The sequence below is a fragment of the Acinetobacter sp. WCHAc060042 genome, assembly GCF_003231195.1.
Classification (GTDB): Bacteria; Pseudomonadota; Gammaproteobacteria; order Pseudomonadales; family Moraxellaceae; genus Acinetobacter.
In genome coordinates this window covers 87,283-111,860 of record NZ_QKVN01000007.1, presented here as the reverse complement: position 1 = coordinate 111,860, position 24,578 = coordinate 87,283, and the positions used below count along the sequence as shown (strand labels likewise).

At 40.5% G+C, this 24,578-nt stretch carries 21 protein-coding genes, 1 tRNA gene and 1 pseudogene; 9 read left to right on the top strand and 14 right to left on the bottom strand.

The window, feature by feature from the left end; all coding sequences use genetic code 11:
* A pseudogene (locus DPG01_RS04880) lies at positions 1–555 on the top strand (P-loop ATPase); the annotation flags it as partial.
* On the opposite strand, the gene DPG01_RS04875 reads toward DPG01_RS04880, so the two are convergent.
* The 4 genes from DPG01_RS04875 to carA form a co-directional block, all read right to left on the bottom strand.
* A complete protein-coding gene (locus DPG01_RS04875) occupies positions 552–1,172 on the bottom strand; it encodes a CatB-related O-acetyltransferase (RefSeq protein ID WP_110974347.1) in 621 nt (206 codons plus the stop codon). The pseudogene DPG01_RS04880 and the gene DPG01_RS04875 sit on opposite strands and share 4 nt — an antisense overlap.
* 323 nt (positions 1,173–1,495) lie before the next feature.
* Positions 1,496–1,972 (bottom strand): transcription elongation factor GreA, encoded by a 477-nt coding sequence (greA, locus tag DPG01_RS04870; protein WP_004695598.1) that lies wholly within the window; start codon positions 1,970–1,972, stop codon positions 1,496–1,498.
* A 93-nt stretch (positions 1,973–2,065) separates the two neighbouring features.
* Positions 2,066–5,299, bottom strand: coding sequence for a carbamoyl-phosphate synthase large subunit (carB, locus tag DPG01_RS04865; protein WP_110974346.1), 3,234 nt, complete (start codon positions 5,297–5,299; stop codon positions 2,066–2,068).
* A gap of 14 nt (positions 5,300–5,313) precedes the next feature.
* Positions 5,314–6,456 carry a glutamine-hydrolyzing carbamoyl-phosphate synthase small subunit gene (carA, locus tag DPG01_RS04860; protein WP_086208054.1) on the bottom strand — a complete coding sequence of 381 codons (1,143 nt, stop codon included), beginning with the start codon at positions 6,454–6,456 and terminating at the stop codon, positions 5,314–5,316.
* Positions 6,457–6,764: 308 nt separating this feature from the next.
* Here carA and DPG01_RS04855 point away from each other — a divergent pair, with 308 nt between their 5' ends.
* Positions 6,765–7,223, top strand: coding sequence for a hypothetical protein (locus tag DPG01_RS04855; RefSeq protein ID WP_086208053.1), 459 nt, complete (start codon positions 6,765–6,767; stop codon positions 7,221–7,223).
* A gap of 88 nt (positions 7,224–7,311) precedes the next feature.
* On the opposite strand, the gene DPG01_RS04850 is transcribed toward DPG01_RS04855, so the two are convergent.
* A complete protein-coding gene (locus tag DPG01_RS04850) occupies positions 7,312–7,851 on the bottom strand; it encodes a DOMON-like domain-containing protein (RefSeq protein ID WP_086208052.1) in 540 nt (179 codons plus the stop codon).
* A 13-nt stretch (positions 7,852–7,864) separates the two neighbouring features.
* Positions 7,865–8,188: a ribosome assembly RNA-binding protein YhbY gene (gene yhbY / locus DPG01_RS04845; protein ID WP_086208051.1), complete on the bottom strand. Its 324-nt coding sequence runs from the start codon at positions 8,186–8,188 to the stop codon at positions 7,865–7,867.
* Between the two features lie 194 nt (positions 8,189–8,382).
* Here yhbY and rlmE point away from each other — a divergent pair, with 194 nt between their 5' ends.
* The 4 genes from rlmE to DPG01_RS04825 all read left to right on the top strand — a co-directional run bounded on the left by rlmE (position 8,383) and on the right by DPG01_RS04825 (position 12,514).
* The gene (rlmE, locus tag DPG01_RS04840) at positions 8,383–9,033 is read left to right on the top strand and encodes a 23S rRNA (uridine(2552)-2'-O)-methyltransferase RlmE (RefSeq protein WP_086208050.1); all 651 of its coding nucleotides are present in this window, start codon (positions 8,383–8,385) and stop codon (positions 9,031–9,033) included.
* A gap of 131 nt (positions 9,034–9,164) precedes the next feature.
* Entirely contained in the window at positions 9,165–11,057 is a 1,893-nt protein-coding gene (ftsH, locus tag DPG01_RS04835) for an ATP-dependent zinc metalloprotease FtsH (RefSeq protein WP_086208049.1), read from the top strand.
* Between the two features lie 135 nt (positions 11,058–11,192).
* A complete protein-coding gene (gene folP, locus DPG01_RS04830) occupies positions 11,193–12,044 on the top strand; it encodes a dihydropteroate synthase (protein ID WP_110974345.1) in 852 nt (283 codons plus the stop codon).
* A gap of 158 nt (positions 12,045–12,202) precedes the next feature.
* Positions 12,203–12,514: a DUF5713 family protein gene (locus DPG01_RS04825; RefSeq protein ID WP_086208047.1), complete on the top strand. Its 312-nt coding sequence runs from the start codon at positions 12,203–12,205 to the stop codon at positions 12,512–12,514.
* A gap of 49 nt (positions 12,515–12,563) precedes the next feature.
* Here DPG01_RS04825 and DPG01_RS04820 read toward each other — a convergent pair whose 3' ends face one another.
* Together DPG01_RS04820 and DPG01_RS04815 are read right to left on the bottom strand one after the other, a co-directional pair.
* On the bottom strand, positions 12,564–12,932 hold the full coding sequence (locus DPG01_RS04820; RefSeq protein WP_110974344.1) for a hypothetical protein: 369 nt from the start codon (positions 12,930–12,932) through the stop codon (positions 12,564–12,566).
* Between the two features lie 99 nt (positions 12,933–13,031).
* Positions 13,032–13,117, bottom strand: a tRNA-Leu gene (locus DPG01_RS04815).
* Between the two features lie 213 nt (positions 13,118–13,330).
* Here DPG01_RS04815 and DPG01_RS04810 point away from each other — a divergent pair.
* Positions 13,331–15,103, top strand: coding sequence for an alkaline phosphatase D family protein (locus DPG01_RS04810; protein WP_110974343.1), 1,773 nt, complete (start codon positions 13,331–13,333; stop codon positions 15,101–15,103).
* 40 nt (positions 15,104–15,143) lie between these two features.
* On the opposite strand, the gene DPG01_RS04805 is transcribed toward DPG01_RS04810, so the two are convergent.
* Positions 15,144–15,872 (bottom strand): hypothetical protein, encoded by a 729-nt coding sequence (locus DPG01_RS04805; RefSeq protein ID WP_086208044.1) that lies wholly within the window; start codon positions 15,870–15,872, stop codon positions 15,144–15,146.
* 174 nt (positions 15,873–16,046) lie between these two features.
* Between DPG01_RS04805 and DPG01_RS04800 the strand changes: the two genes are divergently transcribed.
* Complete coding sequence (locus tag DPG01_RS04800; protein ID WP_086208043.1) at positions 16,047–16,559, top strand: hypothetical protein; 513 nt, start codon at positions 16,047–16,049, stop codon at positions 16,557–16,559.
* A 48-nt stretch (positions 16,560–16,607) separates the two neighbouring features.
* On the opposite strand, the gene DPG01_RS04795 is transcribed toward DPG01_RS04800, so the two are convergent.
* The 4 genes from DPG01_RS04795 to DPG01_RS04780 form a co-directional block, all read right to left on the bottom strand.
* Entirely contained in the window at positions 16,608–16,892 is a 285-nt protein-coding gene (locus tag DPG01_RS04795; protein ID WP_110974342.1) for a hypothetical protein, read from the bottom strand.
* A 129-nt stretch (positions 16,893–17,021) separates the two neighbouring features.
* A complete protein-coding gene (locus DPG01_RS04790) occupies positions 17,022–18,362 on the bottom strand; it encodes a CitMHS family transporter (protein ID WP_086208041.1) in 1,341 nt (446 codons plus the stop codon).
* Between the two features lie 243 nt (positions 18,363–18,605).
* A complete protein-coding gene (locus DPG01_RS04785) occupies positions 18,606–19,934 on the bottom strand; it encodes a hemolysin family protein (protein WP_110974341.1) in 1,329 nt (442 codons plus the stop codon).
* Between the two features lie 127 nt (positions 19,935–20,061).
* On the bottom strand, positions 20,062–21,051 hold the full coding sequence (locus DPG01_RS04780) for a LysR family transcriptional regulator (RefSeq protein WP_086208039.1): 990 nt from the start codon (positions 21,049–21,051) through the stop codon (positions 20,062–20,064).
* A gap of 647 nt (positions 21,052–21,698) precedes the next feature.
* Here DPG01_RS04780 and DPG01_RS04775 point away from each other — a divergent pair.
* Complete coding sequence (locus DPG01_RS04775) at positions 21,699–23,303, top strand: isocitrate lyase (RefSeq protein WP_086208038.1); 1,605 nt, start codon at positions 21,699–21,701, stop codon at positions 23,301–23,303.
* A gap of 100 nt (positions 23,304–23,403) precedes the next feature.
* Here DPG01_RS04775 and DPG01_RS04770 read toward each other — a convergent pair whose 3' ends face one another.
* Complete coding sequence (locus tag DPG01_RS04770) at positions 23,404–23,778, bottom strand: diacylglycerol kinase (RefSeq protein ID WP_086208252.1); 375 nt, start codon at positions 23,776–23,778, stop codon at positions 23,404–23,406.
* Positions 23,779–24,578 lie beyond the last annotated feature (800 nt).

The window sequence follows — 24,578 nt, the reverse complement described above, 5'->3', positions numbered from 1 at the left end:
GAAGTAATAAAATTACAACTCTTTCGAATAGGGGAACTCAATTCTTTTGAAGATACTAATGAGTTGTTTTATTGGGCACTTGGATTGCAATTAGATAAAAAATTAAACAGTAGAGAGTTGAGTAAAAGAATAAATACATTTGCGTTGTTGCGAACTCTAGATCAAAAGAAAAATCTAATTTTACTTAGTTTAATAATGGGACAAGAACCTTATGTGAATTATCATATTTATATAGATTCAGTTGCTAAGAAATTAAATAATTACTTGTGTAAGGATAAAAGAAGTTTACTAAGAAAGCATAATTTGCACGTAATGGGAAATAAAGGTATTGATGATATAAATGAATCTGAATGGTATCGTATAATTTTGAATCATGATCTGAATATAGAAAATACGTTTATAGATCAGCTACTGAATGCTTATAATGTTGCTAGAAACAGTAATGACTCAGAATATCAACTGAGTGTTTTTTTAAGAAATGTCTCAATCTGTGATTTTGATCATTCAAATAATTTTATAAAAAATTGGGAAAATTATATTAAAAGAGGACTTTAACTTTCTATAAAATTGGTTATAGCGTTAATATCACTCGTCTGTAACTGCTCACGCATTTTTAAAAACTGCTTTTCATCTAGGTCATAGAGCTTCAGTGCAAGCAGTTTTTCGATGTCTGCTTCGGGAAAGCGATATTTAATAATCTTGGCAGGTACTCCACCCACAACAGCATAGGGTGGAACATCTTTGGTCACGACAGCACCTGTTGCTACTACAGCACCTTCACCTAACTTCACACCTTGCATAATCATGGCACGAGAGCCAATCCAGCATCCATCGCCAATGATGGTATTACCTGCGGGAACAAAACTACGCGTATCAAAGGGAAAGGCTGAAATCCAGTCAGTACGATGCAGTTGGTTACCACCCATCATAATGACGCATTCCGCGCCAAAACAAACAAAGTTACCGATATAGAGCTGATCAATCGGTTTATCTATGGTTGAAGGCTTATCATGTAAATAACGCACGACACAACGTTCAAAACCCTGATCCCAATACGCTGAGTAGTAAGAATAATTCCCTTTAATGTGAATATTTGGATTCTTCACCGTTTTAGAGATGAACTCAAACTCACACCAGTGTTTGACAGGAGAATTGATCAAAGGTTCAGACATAGAATGATAACATTGTAGGGTGTAAGGAATTATAACAAATAAAAGTCTTGCTTTGAAAAAGAGAGGGGAATGAATGCCTTAAATCTAACACTCTCTTGTTTGATGTACCTCATCCTAACCGTATTCTTTAGATGGAAGGAGTATCCATGGCGAATTAAATTTTGGGTTTTGGTAGGCAGGTTTGTATATCTTAAACCCATCGCATTTTTGTAATGAAATTTCCCTTGTCCATAATAAGAGGATAAAGGAGAGGTATTTTGGGAAATATAAAAACAAAAAACCCCTCAAACGAGGGGTTTTACAGCCGTAAATATCAAAGAAACTTAGATATATGCAACTTTTACAATTTCGTATTCAACTTCACCTTGAGGTGTTTGAATTTTTACTTCGTCGCCTTCGCTTTTGCCCAAAAGGCCACGTGCGATAGGAGAGTTCACTGAAATTTTATTGATTTTAAAATCAGCTTCGTCATCACCCACGATCATATAGGTCTTTTGTTCTTCGGTATCTAAGTTTTCGATAGTGACTGTCACCCCAAAAACTACACGACCGTTTTGTTCAAGTTCTTTGACATCAATCACTTGAGCTGCACCCAATTTGCCTTCGATGTCTTGAACACGACCTTCACAGAAACCTTGTTGCTCACGGGCAGCATGGTATTCCGCATTTTCTTTTAAATCCCCGTGCTCACGTGCTTCAGCAATTGCCGCAATAATACGTGGACGTTCAATACTTTTTAATTGATGTAATTCTTTCTCTAAGGCTAACTTGCCTTGGGGAGTCATAGGATAACGTTGCATTGTTGTCCCTCAAGTCTGTGAGTGTAAAAAATATAGGTTTATAAATGAAAAAAGCCCGCCACCGAGAGGTGACGGGACTTCTCGGTAAACGAATTAACCTACAGTTTGTAAATCTTGCAAACGGTATACATCCATTGGCAATTGAATTGCAAAAGCTTGGCATACAGCATCAGCACCGTTCAAGGTCGTTGTGTTATACACTTTCGCTTGAAGCGCTGAACGACGAATCGAGAACGAATCTTGTTGAGCTTGTTTGCCTTCAGTTGTATTGATAATGAGGTGAACTTCGCCATTTTTCAAGCGGTCCACGATATTAGGACGACCTTCAGTGACTTTATTTACACGTTCACACTCAATACCAGCAGCTTTAATAAACTCGTAAGTACCGCCAGTTGCAAGTACTTTGAAACCAAAGTCTACTAATTTTTTCGCAATACCAACAGCACGAGGCTTGTCTGAGTCACGCACAGAGATAAATGCATGCTTTACTTCGCCTTCTGTAGGAAGACCAGGTACGCGTTCATTCGAGCCTAACACAGCTTTGTAGAAGGCTTCACCAAATGTTTTACCTACACCCATGACTTCGCCTGTAGATTTCATCTCAGGGCCAAGAATAGGGTCAACACCCGGGAATTTGTTGAATGGGAACACTGCTTCTTTTACAGAGAAGTGAGTCGGGATGATTTCTTTTGTGAATCCTTGAGATTCTAAAGACTGACCCGCCATACAACGTGCAGCCACTTTCGCTAAAGACTCACCGATACATTTAGAAACGAATGGCACAGTACGCGACGCACGTGGGTTCACTTCTAGGATGTAAACGTCTTCGCCTTTCACAGCAAACTGTACGTTCATCAGACCAACCACGCCAAGCTCTTTCGCCATCGCAACAGTTTGACGACGCATTTCGTCTTGGATTTCAACTGAGAGCGAGTACGGAGGAATCGAACATGCTGAGTCACCTGAGTGAATTCCTGCTTGTTCAATGTGCTGCATAATACCGCCAATCACAACGTCTTTACCGTCAGATACACAGTCTACGTCAACTTCGATCGCATCATCTAAGAAACGGTCAAGAAGAACAGGCGCTTCATTTGATGCTTGAACTGCATCACGTAAGTAGCGTTTAAGCTCTTCGTCGTTGTATACGATTTCCATCGCACGACCACCGAGTACATAAGAAGGACGTACCACAAGTGGGTAGCCTACTTTCGATGCTTCAGCCATACCTTCTTCAGCAGATTTTACGATGCTGTTGTTTGGCTGACGAAGTTGAAGACGTTGAATCATTTGTTGGAAACGTTCACGGTCTTCTGCACGGTCAATCGCATCTGGTGATGTACCAATAATTGGCGCACCCGCTTCTTCTAAAGCACGAGCCAATTTAAGCGGAGTCTGACCACCATACTGAACGATAATGCCTTTTGGTTTTTCAGTACGTACGATTTCAAGTACATCCTCCAAAGTGATTGGTTCGAAGTACAAACGATCAGACGTGTCGTAATCCGTTGAAACCGTTTCAGGGTTACAGTTCACCATGATGGTCTCGTAGCCATCTTCACGCATTGCAAGCGCTGCGTGTACACAGCAGTAATCGAATTCGATACCTTGACCAATACGGTTAGGACCACCACCGATCACCATGATCTTATCTTTATCAGATGGGTTTGATTCACACTCGTCATCATAAGTTGAATACATGTATGCAGTGTCAGATTCAAACTCTGCTGCACAAGTATCCACACGTTTGTAAACTGGAGTCACGCCCAAGTTCCAACGGTGCTTACGGAATTGTTTTTGTGAAATACCCATCAAGTTCGCGATGCGAAGGTCAGATAAACCTTTACGTTTGAACGAACGAATGTTATTCGCATTCAAATCACCAAAACCTAGGGTTTTGATTTCATTTTCAGTTTTGATGATGTCTTCGATTTGGATTAAGAACCAACGGTCAATTTTGGTTGCTTCAAAAACATCGTCTAAGCTAAAACCGTGACGGAAAGCATCAGCTACATACCAAATACGCTCAGGACCCGGAACTTTAAGCTCTTGAAGAATCTTTTCGCGTGCGCCTTCAGCACCCACTTCGATTTTTTCGTCAAAACCAGAAACACCCACTTCAAGACCACGAAGTGCTTTGTTTACAGACTCTTGGAAGTTACGACCAATTGCCATGACTTCACCCACAGATTTCATCTGTGTCGTTAAAGTCGCGTCTGCTTGTGGGAATTTTTCAAAGTTGAAACGTGGAACTTTAGTTACCACGTAGTCAATTGCAGGTTCGAATGACGCAGGAGTAGTACCACCTGTGATGTCATTTTTCAATTCATCAAGGGTATAACCAACAGCCAGCTTCGCAGCAATTTTTGCAATCGGGAAACCTGTTGCTTTTGATGCAAGAGCAGATGAACGTGATACACGTGGGTTCATCTCGATGATCACCATACGGCCAGTATTCGGGCAAATACCGAACTGAACGTTAGAACCACCTGTTTCCACACCAATTTCACGAAGAACTGCTAAAGATGCATTACGCATCAATTGATATTCTTTATCTGTCAATGTTTGCGCAGGTGCAACAGTGATTGAGTCACCTGTATGCACGCCCATTGGGTCAAAGTTTTCAATTGAACAAACGATGATACAGTTGTCGTTTTTGTCACGAACAACTTCCATCTCATATTCTTTCCAACCAATTAAAGATTCATCAATCAATAATTGTTTAGTTGGTGAAAGGTCGAAACCGCGTTCACAGATTTCAAGGAATTCTTCACGGTTATATGCGATACCACCGCCTGAACCACCCATCGTGAATGACGGACGGATAATCACAGGGAAGCCGAAGCGCGCTTGAATCTCTAAAGCTTCTTCCATGTTTTCAGCAATCGCAGCTTTTGGACATTCAAGACCAATTTTACGCATTGCTTCATCAAACAGTTTACGGTCTTCAGCTTTTTCAATCGCTTCTTTGGTCGCGCCAATCAATTCAACATTGTATTTTTCTAAAATACCGTTGGCATCAAGTGCAAGCGCACAGTTTAATGCTGTTTGACCACCCATTGTTGGAAGGACAGCATCTGGACGCTCTTTTTCAATGATTTGCGCAACAGTCTGCCAAGTGATTGGCTCGATATACGTTGCGTCTGCCATTGTAGGGTCAGTCATAATGGTCGCTGGGTTAGAGTTCACCAAAATAACACGGTAACCTTCTTCACGAAGGGCTTTACACGCTTGCGCACCTGAGTAGTCAAACTCACATGCCTGTCCGATGACAATCGGACCTGCACCAATAATTAAGATGCTTTTAATGTCTGTACGTTTAGCCATGATCGCTTCCTTAATTACTTCTTAGATGCTTCGATAAGTTCGATGAAATGATCGAACAATGGTGCGCAGTCATGCGGACCAGGGCTTGCTTCAGGGTGACCTTGGAAGCTGAACGCTGGCTTGTCTGTACGATGAATCCCTTGAAGAGTTTGATCGAACAAAGACTTGTGCGTAGCTTTTAAGTTTGCAGGAAGTGTTTCTGCATCCACTGCGAAGCCATGGTTTTGAGAAGTAATCATCACCGTACCATCTTCGATGTTCTGTACTGGATGGTTAGCACCGTGGTGACCATGCGGCATTTTCACCGTTTTAGCGCCAGAAGCGAGTGCAAGAATTTGGTGACCTAAGCAAATACCAAAGACAGGTAAGTTGCGAGCGTCTTCTACAATTGTTTTTACAGCTTTAATTGCGTAGTCACATGCAGCTGGATCGCCAGGGCCGTTCGATAAGAACACGCCATCTGGATTCAACGCAAGTACGTCAGCAGCAGGAGTTTGTGCAGGTACCACAGTGAGTTTACAACCGCGGTCAGCAAGCATACGTAAGATGTTGGTTTTGACACCGTAGTCGTATGCAACAACATGGAATTTAAGTTCAGGTTGTGTAAAGCCTTTGCCTAAAACCCAAGAACCTTCGGTCCATTCGAAGCCTGTTGGGTCACAGCATTCTTTCGCTAGGTCTAAACCATTTAAACCACCAAAGGCACGAGCTTTTTCTAAAGCTTGTTCTTCAGTAATATTTTCACCAGCAAGGATGCAACCATTTTGTGCGCCTTTGTCACGTAGAATACGAGTCAATTTGCGCGTATCAATATCCGCAATCGCAACGACATTATGTTCTTTTAAGTATTCGCCTAAAGATTGCGTTGATCGGAAGTTGCTATGCAATAAAGGTAGGTCACGAATGATCAATCCATTGGCCCATACTTTATGAATTCGACCTGACTCAGCGTCTTCATCATTACAACCTGTGTTACCGATGTGTGGGTAAGTTAGAGTCACAAGTTGTTGTGCATAACTTGGGTCAGTCAAAATTTCTTGATAGCCAGTCATGGCAGTGTTGAAAACGACTTCACCAGTCGTACTACCCGATGCACCAATAGACGTTCCTTTAAAGATCGTACCATCGGCAAGGGCTAAAATTGCTGGGGTGCTCAAACCAAAGCTCCTGAAATTTAGGCTGTAAAAAAGCGAGTAGACGAAAAAAAAGGAAGGCTATCTAAAAACCTACCCTCCCTATGTCTGCTCGCTTGAACTTAACACGGCATTATACGCAACTGCACTATTAAAGTCCATGCCAATAACAAGGAATAAATAATATAAAAGACTTGTATTTTGAGGCGAAAGCTGTTTTTAAAGTTTTGTGAGGAAAATGTAACAACAAATAATTGTCTGACAAATCAAAATCTAAATTTTATCAAATCACGTTAAGCTGTCACTGTCTATATAACAACAGGAATAAAATCATGACTGAACCAAAAGCTGAACCAAAAAGAGTAGCTAAACCAAAGCCTGCGCTGAAAGAAGTCGTCGCAGAAAGTACTGAAAAGCTAGAGCAAGTGGCAAAAGAAGCATCAGAGCAAGTCACGGAAGCTGTAGTTGAGAGTAAAGAAAAGCTTGAGGCAGAAGCAAAGCAGTTGAATGCCAGTGTGCAAGAACAATTGCGTCAGTTTAAACAAGAATTGTTGCAGCGTTTAGAAACCATTAAAGGGCAGTTGGCAAATTCTCAAAAAGATATCTCAGAACTAAAAGAGTTTGTAAAAACTGAGTTTACTGCAGTTTTAGATGATTTAACTAAACTGGGCAAAGAGCTAAAAGGTGATGTCAGTGAAATTTCGGTGAAGCATAAAGATCAGTTAACAGAAACCTTTAAGCGCTCTAAAGAACATACGCTTGAGGCTTGGAATAAAGTTTCAAGTAAATAATGGTCTTTGTGCTGACTTGAATTGAAATATATCCATAAAAAAGTGAGGTCAATGCCTCACTTTTTTATATGCTTAGTTTGTGTATAGCTTAGAACTGATGTAGCCAATCACGTTTGTTGTGAAAGTCGGCTTGTTGACCGCTATGCTGCATGGCATAGAACTGTTCACCTTGTGAGGTATTCAACACTGCAGATAAGCCTAGATATAGGTCAGCCCATTTCAGTTTGTGTTGCAACATAAACTCAGTCAGATCAATACTGACATTTAAACCATAGTGGGTGCGCTTCAATTGATTGAGTTCAATATCGTAAGCGACCTGTGGCGGCATATCTTCAGGATAACGATATTCCTCAAACTGATAGGCTTGCCAAGCTTGAGAAGGGGAGAGATTAATCTCGCGATAGTAGTCTTCGCCTTTTACCCCGATAAAGACTTCAAAACAGGTGTTTTCCCATAAAAAGTCTTGACGAGGATTTGAATTCACGACTTCGGGCCAGTGCATGTACACATTAGGGTCGCGTAGCCAAAAGCCGATATTGAGGGTATACGGGCTTTGTTGTTCGATCGCACCGACAAGCGAAATTGCTTGAAAACGACGATCAAATGCACTGAGTTCGTAACTTGCCATAAAAAAATTACAACTATTTTGCTGCGTGTGCGAAACGAACTAAGTTAGACAATTTGGCATTTTGTTTCGCCGCTTTTTTGTAAAGCAATGCAATTTTACCAATCGTTTGTACTACTTCTGCACCCGTAGTAGATGCAATTTCTGCAATGATTGCAGCACGTTCTTCACGGTCTTCGCCCGCGATTTTGACTTTAATCAATTCGTGGTCATTTAAAGCGCGTAAAATTTCTTCAACGACATTTTCAGTCAGACCTGAACCGCCGAGCATAACTACAGGGTTTAAAGCATGTCCGATTTGACGCAAACGCTTGCGTTCCTGAATGGATAAAGTCGCCATAAAGATAACCTAATTTTAAAAACGGCTTAGTATAACAAACTGCGCAATTAAACGCTTTATATTCTGTGGAAATAATCGATTTAGATAATAGAAAAAAACATCTAAAACCCAAGATTTGGATACAGATGTATACTGCAAGCCTAGAGAATTTAACGTACAATTAAGTTTAAGAAATTTTAATGTTTTAGAGAGATATGGCAACACGCATTACCAACCAAAAGTTATCCAAAAGTAGCCGTGCGTGGATGAGAGAGCATCTCGATGACCATTTTGTGAAAAAAGCGCAAAAGGAAGGTTATCGTGCGCGTGCAGCTTATAAGTTACTTGAAATTCAAGAAAAATATAACATCATTCGTCCGGGTATGACCGTGGTTGACTTGGGTGCGGCACCTGGAAGTTGGTCTCAAATTGCAGGGAGATTGGTCGGTGATAAAGGATTGGTGGTTGCATCAGATATTTTGGAAATGGATGCTCTGCCAGATGTGACCTTCTTACAAGGTGACTTTCGCGAACAAGAAGTATTCGATAAATTGTTAAATATTTTAGATGGACGTAAAGTAGACGTTGTAATTTCAGATATGGCCCCCAATACATCAGGTAATAAGGCTGTTGATCAACCGCGCCAAATTTACCTATGTGAGCTAGCTATCGATTTTGCAACGAAAGTGCTCGGTCCAAATGGTCAATTTGTTGTAAAGGTATTCCAAGGTACAGGCTTTGACGAATTCCGTAAGCAAGTAGTCGATAACTTTGATGTGTTAAAAACAGCAAAACCTGCTGCATCACGTGCCCGATCGAAGGAAGTATTCTTAGTCGGACAAGGCCGTAAGAAGGCTTTCAAATAAAGTTTACTTGCCAAGTCGTTAAAAATTGTGCATTTTGTACCTTTTTATATTTTGCGAAGCTGATCTTCAGCAGAAACTTTAAGGTCACCCGCTAGGGCATGATCAAATTAGATTGATATGGGAATAAAGCTTTGAGCGATCTCTTCAAGAATGCCATATTGTGGCTAGTGATACTGGGTGTACTGATCCTTATTTTCAGTAACGTCAGTAGCAATGAAAAGCCGACAGCAATGAATTATTCAGAGTTTGTTGCTGCGGTGAATGCTGGTCAAATTAAGCAAGTGACAATTGATGGCGAACGAATTCATGGCCAAAAATCAAATGGTTCAGAGTTTGAAAGTATTCGTCCTGCGGTTCAAGACCCAGAGCTTATGCCTAATCTGATTAAAAATAACGTTGTCGTTGAAGGTACAGCACCACAACGCCAAGGTTTATTGATGCAACTTTTGATCGCAAGCTTCCCAGTACTTTTAATCATTTTGTTATTCATGTTCTTTATGCGCAACATGGGTGGCGGAGCTGGTGGTAAAAACGGTCCAATGAGTTTTGGTAAGTCGAAAGCTAAAATGTTGGCAGAAGACCAAATTAAAGTCACATTTACCGATGTGGCTGGTTGTGACGAAGCAAAACAAGAAGTTGTTGAAATTGTTGATTTCTTAAAAGATCCATCAAAATTTAAACGTTTAGGTGCAACAATTCCTAAGGGTGTATTGATGGTGGGTCCACCGGGTACAGGTAAAACTTTACTTGCAAAAGCAATTGCAGGCGAAGCGAAAGTGCCATTCTTTAGTATTTCAGGTTCTGACTTTGTTGAAATGTTCGTGGGTGTGGGTGCGTCTCGTGTCCGTGACATGTTTGAACAAGCGAAGCGCCATGCGCCTTGTATCATCTTTATTGATGAGATTGATGCTGTGGGTCGTCACCGTGGTTCAGGTACAGGTGGTGGTCACGATGAGCGTGAGCAAACCTTGAACCAAATGTTGGTTGAAATGGATGGCTTTGAAGGCAATGAAGGGATTATCGTCATTGCTGCAACAAACCGTGCAGACGTACTAGATAAAGCTTTACTTCGTCCAGGTCGTTTTGACCGTCAAGTAATGGTTGGCTTACCAGACATTAAAGGTCGTGAGCAAATCTTAAATGTTCACATGAAGAAATTGCCTTCAGTGACTGGTGTCGATGTACAAGTACTGGCACGTGGTACACCGGGCTTCTCAGGTGCGCAATTGGCAAACCTTGTGAACGAAGCTGCACTTTTTGCTGCACGTCGTAACAAGAACACTGTCGATATGCATGATTTTGAAGATGCAAAAGACAAGTTGTATATGGGCCCTGAACGTAAGTCGATGGTGATTCGTGAAGAAGAACGTCGCGCAACCGCGTACCATGAAGCGGGTCATGCGATTGTGGCTGAAATTCTACCGGGCACAGATCCTGTGCATAAAGTGACCATTATGCCACGTGGTTGGGCGCTGGGTGTAACATGGCAGTTGCCTGAACATGACCAAACCAGCCACTATAAAGACAAAATGTTGAATGAACTTTCAATTTTGTTTGGTGGTCGTATTGCCGAAGAAATCTTTATCAACCAAATGTCGACAGGTGCTTCAAACGACTTTGAACGTGCAACTAAAATGGCACGTGCGATGGTCACTAAGTACGGTATGTCTGACAAACTTGGTGTAATGGTGTATGAAGATGATTCTCAGCAATCATTCATGGGTAGTATTGGTAGCCGTACCATTTCTGAAGCAACTCAACAGCAGGTTGATGCTGAAGTCCGCCGTATCATTGATGAGCAATACCGTGTTGCACGTGACATCTTGGAAAATAACAAAGATATCGCGCATGCGATGGTGAAAGCCTTGATGGAATGGGAAACGATTGATCGCGAGCAAATTCGTGACATTATGGAAGGCCGTGAGCCACAACCACCGAAAGTGTATGTTGCAGAAAATCCTGTGATTGATGTAACACCAACAGATGGTCCAAGCACACCACCACCGTTGCCATCAGCAACTTAAGATTTAACTCTTGAAATAAAGGACCACCTTCGGGTGGTTTTTTATTGTGCATATTTTTTTATGTTTTAAAGAAAAATAAGCACACAGCTCTGCTACACGCGTTAAGATAATCCCAGTTGAACTGGAGTAAATTAGATGCAATTGATGGCTTTACCAAAGAAAATCCTACATTGTGGTGAACTATCACTCGATTTGTCGGTACCGCAGGTGATGGGTATTCTGAATGTGACGCCAGACTCGTTTAGTGATGGTGGACAACATAATGGTAAAGTGCAGGCGATTGCACATGCGAAGCAAATGATTGCAGATGGAGCAACGGTGATTGATGTAGGGGGCGAGTCCACACGTCCAGGTGCATCTGTGGTTGAGGTCGAGGAAGAAATTCGTCGTGTTGTTCCAGTGGTGGAAGCCTTGGCTGAACTTGATGTGGTTATTTCGATTGATACTTCTCAACCTGAGGTGATTCGAGCTGCTGTTGCCGCTGGTGCGCACATTTGGAACGATGTCCGAGCTTTGACACGCCCGAAGGCATTAGAGACTGCTGCTGAACTGAATATTCCTGTAATTATTATGCATATGCGTGGTGAGCCGACCACCATGAATGGCTTAGATCACTATGATAATGTTACTCAAGATGTAATAACAGAGCTTTCCCTACGTGTGGATGATGCCTTAAAAGCAGGGGTGCGGCCAGAAAATATTATGATTGATCCCGGTTTTGGCTTTGCTAAAAACGCAAAGCAGAACCTTAAACTTTTAAAAGAATTTCATCAACTGAACCAACTGGGTTATCCTATTTTGTCCGCATTGTCACGAAAACGCTTTATAGGTGAAGCTTTAGGTGGGGCTGATGCAAGGCAACGAGCTGTGGGTTCTGTAGCAGGACATTTAATGAGTATTCAACAAGGTGCGTCTATGGTACGTGCCCATGATGTCAAAGCGATGAGCGATGCGATTAAAGTTTGGAATGCAATGAACTTAGCTTAGCGGAAAATGCAGTAATGATAGCTTGAGCTATTAGCGTAGTTGACCTGAAGCATTTATTTAAACAAGCAGGATCTTGGGGTTCTGCTTTTTTATTTGGTGATTTGTTTGGTTTATGTTATACAGACTCGTTTTTTAAGTTTCTCGTTTTGAGTGCCTGTATGTTTGCAGATTTACTTCTCCCTATGTTTGATGATGAATACTATCCAGATATTCTTGTTGCCGAAGTGAAACAACATGTTGAAGCTTTTGCCAAGAAAATTGTGAAAGCAAAGTCTGAAGATGATATTTATCAATATGCCAATGCAACTGTCGCTGAAATAAATGAAATGAAGCCCCATTTTGAAGATCTGGATTCATCTTTGGATGATACTGCTGCAGACTTTATTGCAGAAGCCATGATGATGGTGGTGCAAGGTGCAGGTTATATGGATATTGAAATGGAAGAGTTGGTGGTCAATAGAGAGTGGTGAATCCCTCTCTATGCTTATGTTCGTGAGATAGACTGGATGAACGAAAGGTTTAAAGTTCATCTAAAAAGTCACTTAGATGACAGCTTTGATTTAGGTGCTCATTTTCAATTGCATCAACCGTCATCACATATTGATCTTTAATCATTTCAGTATTTGCACTGAGATTCAGCCAAAACTTTGGATAAGTTTTTATGAGTGTGCGTATGTGTTGTTCATCACGTGTATGGTTAAAACTTAATTTAAACTCTGCATCTACAGATTTACACGCATGTAAGTAAAGCTGTTGGTCTTTTTCAATGATGGTCCCTGCGAACAGATCATAAAATTTTTCAGTATTTATCTCTGAAGTCTTTGTTTCTGCGTGAGTGATGTTTGAAAGGCTCAGGATTAAAGTAATAAAGCTTAGAATTTTTTTCATATTGTTGTGGTTTAGTGATTTTGATTTATAAATTATAGGTATAAAAAAACCAGCATAATGCTGGGTTCTTTTATTGCACCATCTTAATTGTTTTAAGAATGGTGCCCGAGGCCAGACTCGAACTGGCACGCTTTGTGGGCGGGGGATTTTAAATCCCCTGTGTCTACCGATTTCACCACTCGGGCATGAGCGCAATAATAGAGGAGGAAATAAATATTGGCAAGTCTATTTGTGCTTATTTGCTTTCTTTTCAATCAATTCAGCGGTTTATGTTTAAAAACTAGCACAATCATCTGTACTGCACTCGTTCAGGCTTCATAAAAATGTCATCGACTTGAGATATGCATGTCATCTTTTTCGCATAAATTTCAAGTCCATATCGTCTTTAGGCTATCCACATGACAAAAAAAATGAACCGCCGAGAACTGATTCAAAAAACTTTGGCTGGATTTGGAGCGTTATCTTTACCGATTTCACTGACTGCATGTGGAGGAGATGGTTCAGACTCCGACACACAGCCGACAACTCAAGCACAGTTTTTACATGGGGTGGCAAGTGGAGACCCCTTGCAAACGCAGGTCATCATTTGGACTCGTTTGACGCCTAGCGATACTAGTGCACGTTTAGAAGTACAGTGGGAAGTAGCAAAGGACACGGACTTTAAACAAATTGTAGCAACTGGGAAGGTACTGACCACTGCCACGCAGGATTTTACCGTGAAAGTCGATGCCACTGGCTTAGTTGCAGGGCAAAGTTATTTCTATCGTTTTAAATATGCTTCAAATTATTCGATGATCGGACAAACCAAGACTTTAGCAGATGAGGTGCAAGCCGTTCAATTTGCAGTTTGTTCATGTTCAAACTATCCAGCGGGTTATTTCCATATTTATAAAGAAATGTCAAAACAGGATGTGGATGTTGTCATTCATTTGGGAGATTACATCTATGAGTATGGTATGGGGGGCTACGCAACAGAAGAAGCAGTAGCGATGGGACGTGCGCTGGCGGATGATAACAACTTAGAAATTATTCACTTAGATGACTATCGTAAACGTTATGCCTTATATCGCTTAGATCTAGACTTACAAGCTGCACATCAACGCCATCCTTTTATTGTGGTATGGGATGACCATGAGTTAGCCAATGATACATGGAAAGATGGTGCTGAGAACCATCAGTCAGACACAGAAGGTGATTTTGCAGAACGTAAATTTGCCGCGCTGGCTGCGTATTTTGAATGGATGCCAATCCGTCCGCTTTCTGAAAAAGATCATTTAAATATTTATCGCCAGTTTAACTTTGGTAATTTGGTGCAGTTGAATATGTTGGATACGCGCATCTTGGCGCGAAGTAAACAGTTAGATTATGCGGACTATTTAACCGCATCGGGTTTGGATGCTGTACGCTTTACTACAGATATGCAAGACCCAAATCGAACGTTACTCGGCTTGAATCAACGCGCATGGTTAACACAGCAACTTGCGAGCTCAAAAGCCACATGGCAAGTTTTGGGTCAGCAGGTGTTGATGAGCAAAATGCTCATTCCAGCCGAAATGTTACAAGTGCTCAGTGCAATCAGTAGTGGTGCGGTAACTCCAGAAGTTTTAGTGCAGGTGAATCAACTGATTAAAGAATTGGTCGAAATAAAACTGCGTTACTTAAATAATGACCCTTCTTTAACGGTAGAGCAGTTGTCTCGTATTAAGACTGTGGTTCCTTACAATTTAGATGCGTGGGATGGTTATGCAGTTGAACGCGAGACGCTGTACGGCACACTGCAGTATTTGAATAAAAAAGTTGTGGTCTTGGCTGGTGATACACATAATGCATGGGCATCGGACTTACATGATTTAACAGGGCAGTTTGTAGGCGTGGAGTTGGCGACAAGCTCAGTTTCCTCGCCCGGTATGGAAAAGTATTTGTCTATTCCGATGCAACAACTCAAAGAGTTTGAGTTTGCTTTTACAACCTTGATTGATGAGCTGAATTATTGCAATTTAAATCAGCGTGGCTATTTGAAAGTCAGTTTTACTGCTGAGCAAGTACAGGCAGATTGGATATTTGTTGATACCATTAAGCAAAAAGAATACAGCGTAGATGAAACACGATCATATCAAGTGATACTGGATCCAAGCTTATTGCCAGTCGGCAGTTTAAAGCAAACGGCATAAATGCTGTCTATAAAAAACCGAGCATCATTGCTCGGTTTTTTTATAATTTTTCATCAATATAACTATCCAGATCGAGATGTTTGATCTGTTTGCAATAAGCCTGTTCATACTTGAGAAGTTTTACATATAAATCTGCTTCATGTCCCAATTGTATTTTTCTGGCTTGGTAATGGCTAGATTGACTCGAAATTAGACGTAATTTAAGGCGCGATTTGACCGTTTGCTTGTAGGCCCAAAAGCAGATGCGTCTAAGTTGTTGTAGTTGATAATGCTCAAGCGACTGGCTATGGTCACGAAATAAATTCTCTTTATAGAAGCGGACAAAACCAAAGTTAACGCCAAAATAAAACAAGATCCACATCAGCAAACTGCTTTCAGTGAACATTAAATTCAGCCCACTCAAGAGAATTACAACTGCAAGCTTGATTGGTGCGTGACGTAACAGTTGATAGAGCGAGTGCGATGAGTGTTTAATTTGTTTAATGACAAAGGGTAGCACCCACATTAGTACCAATAAAATACTAATAATGGCATAGCTCTGACTTTGAAATGCATCCAACTTTTCCAGATGATTTGAGAAAAAATTTTGTAAAATAAGGCTGATCGGAATAAAAATCATCACCGCCAAGACCCAAGGAACGAGTTCCCGCCAGTCATCCAAAATACCACGTGTTTTGATTTGGCTATACAATAAAAAATTGCGCTTAAATGCAGCGGGGTAAAGGGTCTCTAATTGTTGCAGTAACAGTTGGACTTGTTTAGATTGCATCGTCAAAAAAAAGAGCGTATGAAAAAATAGCCTTTACTATAGAGGATTTGCGTCGTTATCGTGCAAAAAAATACGATAATCAGAATATTCAGTATGAAATGATGAAGAATTTAATTTTTTCATGCCGAATTATGCGAAAATAGACGATTCAATTTTTTTGTCTAAGGGCAGTTCATGACTGATCAATCTCCTGAATCTTTAAGTGATATCGAAATTTTAGACATTTTGCAGTCTATGAAAGACGATGTGCTTGATACAGAGGCAAAAGAAGAGATCCGTAAAGGGGGGAAAGCTGGTCGTCAAGAAGCACATAAACTTGCGATTGTGGCTTTGAACCAATCTTTTGAAAGTAAGTTTGTTGAGGCTGTGGCTTTGGCATTGGGTCTTAATGATGCCCAAGCCAAAAAAATTCGCTACAAGAAAGACCGTATTCGCATTTTAAAAGTGCGTGGTATCGACTACATGGCAATTGATGGCGCGGAAACAGCACAAGTCTTGTCACAAGTTGCGCAGGCGATTGTACGTGAAGATGCAACCGTGACCCATGATTTACACAACATCTTCCCATTTTGGAAAGAAGGCTGGCCAATGGTTCAGTTTGACAGTGCCTATAAAATCTTAGCTGAAGATATTACTATTCATTATCAAGCGACTTTAGATCAATTACTTGAATTATATGGTCGTTAAGATCGCAGGATTAAAAGCACCTTCGGGTGCTTTTTTATCGACTAGTATTTAGGAGTTGAAAATCCACGCCAATAGTAGGCTGATAGGCCAAATAAAAAGTCGCCACCATGTGATGAGTGGATTCCAAAAATATTGTCCAAAAGACAGAGTATCGTTAAAGCTTCGTTGTCCACGTTCATAAGCATAAGGTGTGATACGCCATGCCAAAATCAGTAAAACAACAGCAGTAACAATCAGTAAGGTGTGACTGTACTGGAAAAAATAGTCATAAATTAAATACAGTGCAGAATAAAAAAAGGTACATGCCAGCACAGCAGGCAATGAAAAAGACATGAGTTTGACTCTATTAGTATAGTTATTTCAACGTATTATAAATGAAAAAATACCCGATGTGATCCATCGGGTATTTATGTGTGAAGATGATTCAAAATGGTGTGCTTTGAATCATTGCATGCTGTTTATTTAGCCGAGAGTTGAATAGAGTGGGAAAATACCAAAGATCACTGCAGTGACGAGCATCACTAAACACGTAATGATTGCCCATTTGATGGTAAATTCTTGGTGTTCACCAAAGTTAATACCGGCTAATCCACAGAGTAAATAAGTCGATGGCACCAAAGGTGAAAGTAAGTGTACGGGTTGACCAACAATCGAAGCCCGCGCCATTTCCACAGGGCTGATACCATAGTGTCCAGCGGCTTCAGAGAGCACAGGCAGTACACCAAAATAGAAGGCATCATTCGACATAAAGAAAGTCAGTGGCATACTAATCACAGCTGTGATTGGCGCTAAATACGGTCCCATACTTTCAGGAATAATTGCAACCAGTTCTTGAGACATGGCTTCAACCATACCTGTACCAGATAGAATGCCGGTAAAAATACCTGCCGCGAAGATAATCCCGACTACAGCTAAGGCACTGGCAGAGTGGTTACCCACCAAACGCTTTTGCATGTCTAAATCAGGATAGTTCACCACTAATGCAATACACAGTGCAACCATGAACAGAATTGCTGCAGGCAATAGCCCCATCACTAGGCAGACCATAAGTACTAAGGTCAATAGTGCATTGAACCATCTTAAGTGCGCGCGGTTGGCTTCAGGTTCTTGTGAAATTTGAATACTGTCGCCATGGCTAATGTCTAATTCCACAATACCAATACGCTTACGTTCCATACGACCATACATAAAGCCGAGGAAGTATAGCCATCCAATAGCAACGAGCATTGGCAAAATCATAGGAACAAAGACATCATTTGGATCGACATGTAATGCGGTTGCTGCCCGCGCTGTTGGTCCACCCCATGGCGTTAAGTTCATGATGCCGCTCGCAAGCATCATTAAACAAGCCATGATTAAAGGGCTCATACCAATACGCTTATACAGCGGTAGCATTGCAGCGACACAGATCATGTAAGTGGTTGAACCATCACCATCTAAAGACACAATTAAAGTTAGGGTAATGGTACCGAGGGTCACTTTTAAAGGATCACCTTTAACCTGCTTTAGAATCCATTTTACTGAAGGATCGAAAAGCCCAGTGTCGATCATGATGGCAAAATACAGGATAGCGAAAAGTAACATCACACCAGTCGGTGCAAGTTTTTTAATGCCTTCCATCATCATATCGCCAAGTTCGGCAATATTAAATCCAGCTAAATTATCAACAAAAAGACTTAAAACATAAGTAAGTAAAGCGAAAATGATAGGGATTAGAGTTAGGGCAACGAGGGCGCTCAGACGTTTAGACATGATTAAGTACATGAAGCACATAATCATGCCTAAACCTAATATGGTCAGCATGAATCAATCCTTTGAACGTGTTAAGTCTGTTTATTAATCAAGTGATAGCGATAGTATGCAATTCAACAGAATTTTTAAATGCTCTTAAACAAATGTGGTTTTCCATTCTATTTTTCTAAAAAATAATATATATCTATAAAGTATGGTAGAGATACTTAATTTGTATAACTCAAAAGATGCTTTGAGTATTTCAAAAAAAAACCTTGCACTAGAGGCAAGGTTTTTTATTAAAAGAAGAGTAGCTTATTCTTCATCACTTTTACTTTCAGATGTTTTGATTTCTTCAAGTAGGCGTGTGACTAAGAGTTGGTCAATTTTAAAATGATCGACATCCACGACTTCAAACTTAAAGCTTGCATATTCAACAGTGTCGGCAGGACGTGGAATTTTTCGCAGACGGTACATCATAAAACCTGCAAGCGTTTCATAATTCTCTTCATCTGGCATTTCATCAATTTCAAGTGCGTGCTTAATATCTTCAATGGGTGTACTGCCATCAATCAACCATGAATTATTATCGCGTTTAATAATTTGTTGCTCAGCCTCAATCGGTGTAACCCAGTCACCCATGACGGTAATCATAATGTCTGAGAGGGTAATCACACCTACGACCAAAGCATATTCGTTAATCACGACTGCAAACTTTTCTTTGGTGGAGCGGAAACGGTCTAATAACTCAGATAAGGTTAATGTGTCTGGAATGGTGAGTACATTACGAATGGTACTTTCGTTGAGTTGCAGTAAAGATTGATTATTTAGAATGCGGACCAGAATGTCTTTGGCATCGACATAGCCAATCACATCGTCAATATTTTCACTGCAAACAAGAAATTTAGAATAAGGATATTGAGCTAATTTTTGGCGAATACTTTCTTCAGGTTCATTCAACGTAAAGTAAATGACATTTTCACGAGTGGTCATACTAGATGGAACATTTCGTTCTTCTAGCTCAAATACGTTTTCAATGAAATGGTGTTCTTGCTTTTGTAGGACTCCCGCTTGCGCACCAGCATCCATCACCGCAGAAATATCATCAAAGGTAATGTTATCATCCCGTGTCGTGTTGACCTTAAACAGGCGGAACAGCAAATTGGCCACTGCGTTAATAATCCAAGCAAGTGGCTTACAGACTTTAATAAAAACTTGAATCGGGTTGATCACCGCAATCGAAATTTTCTCAGGTGCAATCATAGCCAAACGTTTTGGCATGAGGTCTGCAAACAAAATGAACAGGGAGGTAACTAAGGTAAATGACAATGCAAAGCTAATGGTTTCCGCCCATGGTCCTGTATAAAAACGAGAAACAAAGGTCATGAAATAAGGACGAAAAGCCCCCTCACCTAAAATACCGCCCAAGATCGCCACTGCATTTAAGCCAATCTGCGAAGCAGCAAAGAAGTCGGCAGAATTTTCTTGTAAATTCAAAACTTTCTGTGCTCGATCATCGCCAGACTCAGCCAAGATTTTTAGCTTGACTTTACGCGCTCCTGCTAGTGCTATTTCTGTCAGAGACAAGAAACCCGCCCCAGCAATTAGGACTAGAATGATAACTATGTTTTGAAAAAGGCTCACGGAATCCACCTGTGATTCATCGTTATTATGAATATTTTTAACACAAAAAATGAAGGCAGTAATAAATTACTGCCTTCTATCATACCTGAGTATTGGTATGAAAATGAATTATTTAGAACTTGAATGCTTAATAATGTGAGAATTGTGAGTTATTGCCCAGAAACTCACGATTTTCTTCCTCAATCATTTGACGTGCCACATATAAAATGAGTTGTCTGAGCCAACGGTGCGCAGGATGATGATGGAGTAGAGGACACCATGCCATCTTGAGCTCAAACTCTGGAATGTAAAACGGAGGGTCTTTGATGAGTAGGCTTTGGCTCTTGGCTTGTAAGCGTGCAATACGTGTTGGTAAGGTTGCAACTAAGTCGACATTAGATGCCAGTAGAGCAGGCATTTGGTAGTGGCGAGTAAAGACCGAAATTTTACGCTTTTGCCCAATCCGTTCCAAAGCTTGGTCAATCCAGCCGAGTCCAGCTTGTTTTTCAGGGTTGACGCCGAAACCAACGCCCATACCAGTTTTAGAGACCCAAATGTGTTGAGCATCTAAATAGCTTTTTAAGTTCAAATTGCCAGCAGCAGGGTGTTTACTGTTAAGTAGGCAAGAGAAACTGTCACGCCAAACAAGAACTTGGTGGAAGCTTTGTGGAATTTCATTGAAGCGGTTGATGGCTAAATCGACTTTCCCTTGTTCCATGTCGCGATAGGACACGTCACTTGGGGTTAAAAAGTCTAAAACGACGTTGGGTGCTTCAGAGCGAAGCGCTTTCACGAGACGAGGAACCAAAGTTGCTTCAGCATAGTCCGAAGTCATAATACGGAATACGCGATTTGAGGTATAAGGACGGAACTCGGTACGAGGTTCCAAAATCATGGAAAGATCGGAAAGTGCGTCGCGAATGCGGGGTTGTAATTCTAAAGCACGTTCTGTGGGAGTCATCCCTTCGGAAGAGCGAATCAGGAGAGGGTCGTTAAATAAGTTACGAAGGCGACGTAGGATATTACTCATAGCTGGTTGGGTGACACCCAATTGTTCAGCAGCTCGGGTTACATTTTTTTCACGTAAGAGTACGTCCAAGTAAATTAATAGGTTTAGATCAACCCGCTCCAGATTCATAAAAAAAATACCGAGAATAAAATCATGAAATTGTTTGCATTATGCCATAAGCCATCGGGCTTGTGTGAGAAACTGATGAAAAAAAAAGCATCAAAGTGTATTCGGAATTCTTCTTAAAAGGTGCGCTAAATAGAATGTTTTTAATCTGAAAATCTATTGGAATTTGGGTCAATATTTAGATTGGGAAGGCACGATGGTTGATGGTAATTTAGGCAAAAAAATTGGTTTGAAATTACTATTATTAGTGGAATAAATGTGTGAAAAATATACTTTAACCCAAGCAAATGGTTTTTGTCATTTGAGCTAAATGAAACATTGATTTCTAGTTTAAACTGTTTTTTTGAACTGCCGAGACTTAAGTCTAATGAAGAAATATTGAACTTAATGTTTAAATTTAAAGCATTTTATATTTTATATAAAATAATAAATAACATGAACTTAAAGTGAATTGAGTAAAATATAATTCGACTTTTATCTACCCATTTTTTAAATAAATACCGAAAATTAATGCAGAATATTGGATTAATTTTTTCTGCCAATCTAATCTGTATTCATCGCAACGAAGCGCTCTAAATCTAAGCAAAAGCTCGAGGGTCTGATTTTAGCCATTCGTTGAAGAAAATCCTAATATTATTACAGGAAATATCATGACTACATACCAAACAGCGATTGATGCAATCCGCGAATTAAAAGCAAAATTCGGTAGCACTTGGGCAGACATCAGTCCTGAAGATGCTGCGCGTATGCAATTACAAAACCGTTTTAAAACTGGTTTAGACATTGCTAAATACACAGCTGCGATTATGCGTCGTGATATGGCTGCTTATGATGCTGATTCTAGCAAATACACTCAATCTTTGGGTTGCTGGCACGGTTTCATCGCACAACAAAAAATGATTGCGAACAAAAAATACTTCGGTACAACTGAACGTCGTTATATCTACCTTTCTGGTTGGATGGTTGCTGCACTTCGTTCAGAATTTGGTCCACTTCCTGACCAATCTATGCACGAAAAAACTTCAGTACCTGCTTTGATCGAAGAAATCTACACTTTCTTACGTCAAGCTGATGCGAAAGAACTTAACGATTTATTCCGTGCGCTTAAAAAAGCAAACGAAGCTGGTGATACTGCTAAAGCTGCTGAAATCACTGCTCAAATCGACGGTTTCCAAACTCACGTTGTGCCAATTATTGCGGACATCGACGCTGGTTTCGGTAACGAAGAAGCGACTTACTTACTTGCTCGTAAAATGATTGAAGCTGGTGCTTGTGCACTTCAAATCGAAAACCAAGTATCTGATGCTAAACAATGTGGTCACCAAGCTGGTAAAGTAACTGTTCCACACGAAGACTTCATCGCTAAAATCCATGCATTACGTTATGCATTCTTAGAAATGGGTCTTGATGACGGTATCATCGTTGCGCGTACTGACTCTGAAGGCGCTGACTTAACTCAAAAAATCCCAGTGGTTAAAGAGCCAGGTGACATTGCTTCTCAATACATCAGCTACTTAGACACAACTGAAATTGACATCGCTGATGCCCAAGAAGATGAAATCTTGATCAAGCGTGATGGTAAATTACACCGTCCTAAGCGTTTAGCTTCTGGTTTATACCAGTTCCGTGCTGACACTCAAATTGACCGTGTTGTACTTGACTGTGTATCTAGCCTTCAAAATGGTGCGGATCTTCTTTGGATCGAAACTGCAACTCCAAACGTTGAAGAAATCGCTCACATGGTTAACCGTGTACGTGAAACAGTTCCAAATGCTAAGCTTGTTTATAACAACAGCCCATCATTCAACTGGACTTTAAACTTCCGTCAACAAGCTTACGACCGTTGGGTTGCTGAAGGTAAAGACGTTTCTGCTTACGACCGTGCTAAATTAATGAGCGCTGAGTACGATGCAACTGAATTAGCTGCTGATGCTGATGAGAAAGTACGTACATTCCAAGCTGATGCTTCTCGTGAAGCGGGTGTGTTCCATCACTTGATCACACTTCCTACTTACCACACTGCTGCTCTTTCTACTCATGAGCTTGCACAAGGTTACTTCGGTTCTGAAGGTATGTTGGCTTATGTTGCTGGCGTACAACGTAAAGAAATCCGTGGTGGTATCGCTTGTGTTAAACACCAAGCAATGGCGGGTTCTGACATCGGTGATGATCACAAAGAAATCTTCTCTGGTGACAACGCTCTTAAAGCGCACGATGATGCTAAAAACACAATGAACCAATTCTCAGCTCACTAAGCTTTGACTTGATTCAAAAAACCCTGCGAAAGCAGGGTTTTTTTATGGTTGGTGATTTTAATTGTGATTAGATATCAACTGAGCGATCAGATTTGAAATTTTAAGGGATTAATATAAATAGCCATACAATAAAGATCATACTCAAAGAAACGAATTGTGCAGCACTGCCCATATCTTTGGCATTTTTTGAAAGTTCATGACGTTCAAGAGAGATTCGATCCACCACGGCTTCAATTGCCGAGTTGAATAATTCAACAATGAGCGCCAGTAAACAGACTGCAACCATTAAAGCTTGTTCAAAACGGCTCACATCACATAAAAAGCTTACAGGAATAAGAATGAGATTAATCCAAAGAACTTGACGAAAAGCAGCTTCATGGGCAAAAGCGGCTTTGAAACCAGAAAGAGAATATTGCGTTGCATTTAAAATGCGTTTAACGCCAGAGCTACCTTTAAATGGGGAATATAGAGTCATAGCTGCCATTATTTTAAAATTTTAAACACAATACCCAAGTTATATTAAAAGTCGCTTAAAGATGTGATGAATGCCGTTGTGCTTTTAGATAAAGCTAGATAAAGAGGGTAGAACCATATACTCATATTTTTATTTTTTACCGAAAGCCATTGAAAAACGAAGCAATGCGCGCTGAGCAGAAAACGTAATCTGATTGCTTCGGGAATGTAAATAACGAGCTTCTTTGCTTCTAAAAGCTGTGAATTGCTTTATGACCGAGAGCTGTGTAATTAGTGAAAATACAATCTAAACTTGCTTTAATAAATGTTTAAAACGTTGCCAGTGTATCTTTCTCTTATTTATAACCGAGATTGCACACCAGTCTAAAAGGGGGGAATCGTTTTCAGCGAGAAGGATATAAAGATGGGCTATTAGCCTTATGGCATGCACATGACCATAAAATCGGATGGTGTTGCTTGTTGTATGTTGGATTCGATTTAAGTCTGGTTAGGTCGTACCTATTTTTGCTCTCGATGCCCGATAATCAGTTATACAGCCTGAATGTATTCATTATTGATGGGGTATTGTAGCTACGACTGTACCGTTTTTATTATCCTGCTGATTGTCAGCTAAGCCTAGAGACCTTGTAAGCGATAGCGCATTTTTAGCATTTTGCCCTCAAAGTTTAGTTAGTGTTGTGTCGTTAGTATTTGGATTAAACATGTCAAATTCATGTCTAACTACAGAAAATTAGTGGTTGTCATCAAATGGTCAAAAATATTTCTTCATAGTTTCTTCATATTTCGCTTTAATGTTCTCTT